Here is a 6,000-nt window from a genome sequence, read left to right as displayed (position 1 = left end):
GCGGTGATAGCCGAAGCACCATTTTTTTGTTGCGCTGTAAGTAACGCCACTAGTTCTGTTTTATGCGCCACTAACTCTGCTTTTAGTTCAGCACTGAGCTTGCCTGACTTTTTCCGAAACTTCAGTTGACCCTGATCATCCAGAAATAACGTTACGCCCTGTTGTTGTGCTTTTTTTAGCGTATCTAAAACCATTACAATACTCCCTCATCCTCAAACTCTTCATTATCAACGCCTGTCGTCAATAAAACTGATAGCTGCTCAATCAGCTCTGCCTGCTGCCTAACCGTCTGATAATTAAACAGTTGGCCAATTTGAATGACACAAGAAAATTGCTTTTGAAGCTCTACACTCAAGGTCATTACCAATAGTGAATTTCCACCAATATCAAAGAAATTACTATCAATACTCGGAGATTGCTCAAGTCGCAGTAGCTGTTGCCAAACACAGCAAAGCTGTTTTTCCAGTTCATTTGTCGCCGCCGCAAAAGGCTGAGCATCTTTTAAAGTTACAGATAGCAATGCCTTTTTATTGATTTTTCCATTAGCACTCAACGGTAATTTAGGTAAATCGACTAACTGTGCCGGACATAAGTAGTGTGGTAAATTTTGCCTCATTCGGGTTAACACCTGCATTAACACAGTCTCATCTTTAACTAACTCTGATCGCACCACATACGACACTAAACGCCGGTGTTCGCCTTCACCCACAATCAGTGACGCTGCCGCCTTAATTTCTGGTAGTGCCAGCAATTGTTGAGTAACCTCTCCTAACTCGATTCGAAAACCATGTAACTTAACCTGATCATCTGTACGGCCAACATAGTGCAGTTCGTTGTCAACAGAGTGTCGTGCAAGATCGCCAGTTCGATATAAACGCTCACCCAACTTAAACGGGTTAGCTACAAAATTGTGCTCCGTCAGCTCTGGGCGATTAAGGTAACCATTCGCTAAGCATTGCCCTGCAATATATAACTCTCCCACGACCCCTTTTGGCACAATTTGCATCGCTTCATCAAGTAAATACAACTGCGTATTCTCCATTGCATAGCCGATAGGCAAAGATTCTGTTCGTTCAAAATCTCGTCCGCTTACTTGGGCAATACAACAACCTATTACCGCTTCACTCGGTCCATAATGGTTATAAATGACGGCATTCGGAAAAGAGTGAGCAAGCTCTGCTAAAAGTGACACGGGAAAGAATTCACCACCAATCACAAATACATGTGCCTTTTGGTTTGATGTCGAGGTCATTAAGTTAAGTAGTGCTCTGACATGCATTGGAGTTAATCTAAGTAACAAGCAGCCAACTCCTGACCCTGATAACAAATTAGCCAAATAAATCAACACATCCTCGCCTTGCGAAACATTCACAAACCCACCTCTCATTAGCGGTAGCAGTAATGCAGGAAGGCTAATGTCAAAACCATATGAGGTGGCTAGAAATGCGCCATTCAGATGCTCTTCATAGTAATTTTGCAAAGCGAACTGACAATAGTCTACAAGCGCCCGGTGAGCGACTTCTACGCCTTTAGGCTTACCTGTTGAGCCTGACGTATAGATAATGTACGCAGGTGCATCTGGCATATTTTCTAAAGGCGTGAGTATTTTACTATATTCACCAAATTGCCAATTGGATATGCTCAGTTCACATACTGTACAACGCTTTTTTTGCCAATGAGAGCTGTGTACATTAGTCACTAATACAATATCTAGTTCGGCATCTTCAATTATGCAGTCTAGCCTGTCACCTTGATTTGATAGATCAATAGGCACAAAACACGCATTGATTTGGAATGCTGCAATAATAGCAATGACTATTTCAGGCCCGCGAGTTAAATATAAGCCAATACGACTGCCATGCCCCAATTGCTGCTGACGTAAATAGTCAGCCAATTGTGCCGACTTATCTGCGAGTGAACGATAGCTTAAATTCGAGCCATCATCGATTATTGCCGTTGCCTCTGGGGTGAGCATTTGCTGTTGATAAAAAGCATCTAATAATGGTACACCTCGACCATCGAGGTTAATTTCACCATGCTGTATGGCTAAATCAGCCGAGTTTTTCGTCAAACTCAATTTTGACAATGGCGTCATTGGGTGCGATAGCGTCTGGGACAACACATGTCCAAAGCTATTAACAACTCTTTGCATCGTTTCCTCTGCAAACAAACTCACATCATAATCAAACTCTAATTTGACGTGATCATCGTACTCAATGGCTCGAAGTGAAAGCTCAAATTTACTTTGTTGATTATTAAACTCAATCGGCTTAACCCATTGATCAAAATTCTTGCGGTCATCATTGTTTGCCTTTTGATAATTAAATAAAACTTGGATGAGTGGGTTGTAACTGGTGCTGCGCTTCGATGACAGCTGTTCAACCAGCCACTCAAAGGGGGTTTCTTGATGACTTAACGCCGCAACAACAACCCCCTTCACGTGCTGCAAATACTCATTAAAGTTATCACTCGCATTGTAATCCGTGCGCAGTACCAATGTATTGACAAACAGTCCGACTAAATTATCCAATTCTTTACGGGGGCGATTCGCTACAGGTGTCCCAATGGCAATATCATCAACACCACTATAGCGGCAAATCACCACACTCAAAATAGCATGCAAATACATAAAGGAGGTTGTATCACTGGCTAATGTAGCCTGCTTCAAGGCTAGAAATTGATTACCATCTAACTTCATCGTCAATGTTTTACATTGATGAGATGCGAACTGCCCTCGACTGAAATCAAGCGGCAATGAGTTCAGTTCTGATAGGTTGTTTAATTGTTGTAGCCAATAATGGTTTTGCTGATCTATTTTCTCCTTCTGCTCGTGGCTCTGCTGCCACAAAGCATAATCAGCATAATCTATCGGTAATTCGTTTAATTGGCTTTCATCGTTCTGACAAGCCGACGCATATAACGTACAAAACTCCTCTGCCAAAATCGCCATAGACCAAGCATCAGTCGCTATATGGTGTATACACAACATTAAGTAGCTACTTTTATTACTTTTAATGTACGTTGCTCTCAGTGGCAGTTGTTCTTGCAAATTAAAAGGCACTAACGCAAGCTCTGTAAAAATGTCACATATTGCACTCCACGACTGTGCTTGCGTTTCATCCAACAATAACCGCGTAATTTGAAATTGGGGGTTTGGCTCAATGACTTGCTCAACGACACCATCCAAAGTTTGATACTTGGTCCGTAATGTCCTATGTCGTAGAATTAACTCACCCAATACATGCTGCGCCAACACTAAATCAAACTGTTGACCCACTTCTAATACAACTTGCATGTTGTAATGTGCACTCTGGCCCTCATACAACTGATCAATAAACCACAAGCGCTGCTGCTGTAGTGATAGAGGCAAGCGGATCTCACTATGTTTGCGTGCTGAAATCATTTCATAAGGTGCTGTTTTTTGATTATCAATACACGTACTCAGAGCCGCTACGGTACTATTTTTGAAGATATCCCGCACAGTCAGCGCGCTAGAAAATTCCGCATTCAGTTCATTAACCAAACGAACACTCAGTAACGAGTGCCCACCTAAGGTAAAAAAACTATCATGTATAGACAGAGCAATAGTATGTTCCAACACGGCTTGGAAGTGCTGCATCACCTTTTTTTCGGTCTCTGTCGTTGCAGCTGCCAACTCTCCTGATCCTGCAACGACCTGATTCGCTAAAGACCGTTTATCGATTTTACCATTGGGCGTTAATGGGAAAGCATCTACACGTTTTATTCGTTCAGGGATAAGGTAACTCGGTGCCAGAGTCGATAACTTAAATCGCCATTGTTGCACCCAATCATCCGTTTCTCTATGCTCAGCCACGAACACCACAAATGCGACAAGCTGTTCTGAATTACCCATGCTTTGCTTTACGACCGCTACTTGCTCGCACTCTGTAAAACTACCGAGTAATCGTTCAACTTCCCCCAGTTCAATTCGATGTCCATTCACTTTGACTTGTTCATCATTACGGCCCAAACATATCAGCTCACCATTTGCATTCCAGCGAGCTAAATCGCCTGTTTTGTAAATACGTTCATTTGAATCTAACAATGGCAATGCCACAAAACGCTGCTGAGTAAGGTCAGAACGATGTAGATAACCAGGCGTAACGCCTTCTCCAGCTATACATAACTCCCCCACAGCTCCCAACGGGGCCAATTGCTGATATTCATCAAGAATGTATACCCGAGTGTTACCAACGGGCTTTCCGATACTCACAGCGTCAATAGTTACAGCGCCAACGCACGACCAAACCGTGCACTCTGTTGGGCCGTACATATTAAATACACGCTCAGGTAATAGTGTATAAAGTTGTTGCGCAAGCTCATCACTGAGCGCTTCGCCACCTACCAGTAATAAATCAAGTTGACTTAACGCAAGCCGGCCCTCTTGGCTTTGTAGTAGTTCACGAACGAAACTCGGGGTTGATTGCAACCGGGATACATGCTGATTACATATTAAAGTAGCTGGGTTCCAATCTTGGCTAAATCGTTTAGCCATCATATCAGCTTGGCATTGGTATTGTTGCCGCCGCTCATCTAAAAATTGGATCAGTTGCGTGCGCTCTAATTGAGCATCAGAGCATGGCAACTTGCTGCCAACAACCAGAATATCATCAATGCCAATACGCGCAAAATCAGCAAGTTCTACAACACATGCTTCACGGTCTTTCAATTGGCCCAAAGCGCTTATTTTTTCATCCGCGGAACCATAAGAGATAAACAAAGAGATTCTAGGTTCATTATTATGTTGCGAGCTAAAAGCAGAAACCTTGTCTTTTAAATCAATCAACTCAGAACCTTGATAAAATATATCAAGTGAGAGACCACGTTGTGCAGCCTGCACATACTCCGTTAGCGAAGCAGTGCATGACAACACGACATACCCCCCCCCCAACGACGAAGTATATCTAGTTACGCTACTTTGCGATCTTAGAGCCGCACAATCGCTGGCCTCTAGCAAAGGTTTGTCATATTCATAAAACCCAAGCTTTGCCAGCTTATCCTCGATGTGTGCATGTGGGCGATCTGGTTGGATGATTATTTTCGAACCACACCTTAAGCTCCAAAATAACTCTAGTACTGAAATATCAAAACTAATGCTGGTGCTCGCCAACCAAGTATCTTGATGCCCAGTAGCTGGTAAAGCATTATCCATCGCAGCAAAAAAGTTGATGACATTGCGATGTGTCACTTTTACTCCTTTTGGTTGGCCGCTAGAACCACTTGTGTAGATAACATAAGCTAAATTATCTGCCGTACACTTCACTGGGTTAAGCACCATTTCAGCACTTTCCTGCGGATTTAAAGCGTCAACCAAGTGCAGCTTGACCGCGGACTCATTACCAAATAACGGTCGTAAGTTTTCAGTAATAATAAGGTGTGCTAGAGCACTGTCATGAATAATGTAATTTAGGCGCTGTGCTGGGTAGCATGGATCTAATGGTACATACGCTGCCCCTACCTTTAAAATAGCCAACAGATTAACCAGCATTGACAATGAACGCTCTTGACAGAGCCCCACTAACTGACCAGGTAAAACACCTTGACGCCGTAATTGAGCTGCAACATTATCAGCTTGCTCGTTCAATTGAAAAAATGTCAGCGACTGCATATCAAAAACTGCGGCTGTACTATGTGGATTAGCTAAACTCTGTGCTTCAATCCCATCTTGCAATAAAGCATCAGGGTTAAATTCTAATTTTGTTTCATTCAGCCGCTGGGTTAAATATACTCGCTGTGAAGCAGGCAATAAATCATAGCGATAACACGGTTGCTCAGCCGTTTCTGTCACCCCTTCAACTAACTGAACAAATTGACCCATGAGAGCATTAATATATTGCGCCTCAAACAGCTCGGTACGGTACTCAACAGTGAACTGTAAACCATTTTGGTCTTCTCGAGCATGCCAAGTAAGCTCATATTTTGCGACCGATTCCTGCTGAACTAATGGTTGAAACTCGAAAGGCAACTTAGCATCGTTTA

The 6,000-nt window shown here is 42.9% G+C and carries 2 protein-coding genes (1 of these 2 running past the window's edge); both read right to left on the bottom strand.

Going from position 1 to position 6,000, the window contains the following annotated elements; all coding sequences use genetic code 11:
* Positions 1–194, bottom strand: a 194-nt coding sequence (locus J8M01_RS04340; RefSeq protein WP_211050000.1) for a hypothetical protein, incomplete at its 3' end; no start/stop codon positions are given.
* A protein-coding gene (locus J8M01_RS04335; protein WP_211057142.1) for a non-ribosomal peptide synthetase crosses the window boundary here: on the bottom strand, positions 194–6,000 show its 3' portion. 4,465 nt of this gene lie beyond the right edge of the window; only the last 5,807 of its 10,272 coding nucleotides appear in the window; its start codon lies off the right edge, out of view — the gene reads right to left on this strand; it ends in the stop codon at positions 194–196. The genes J8M01_RS04340 and J8M01_RS04335, both read right to left, overlap by 1 nt.

Source organism: Pseudoalteromonas sp. MMG005 (assembly GCF_018101015.1).
In the GTDB taxonomy this organism is placed as follows: domain Bacteria; phylum Pseudomonadota; class Gammaproteobacteria; order Enterobacterales; family Alteromonadaceae; genus Pseudoalteromonas; species Pseudoalteromonas aurantia.
This window is presented reverse-complemented; position numbering and strand designations above follow the sequence as displayed.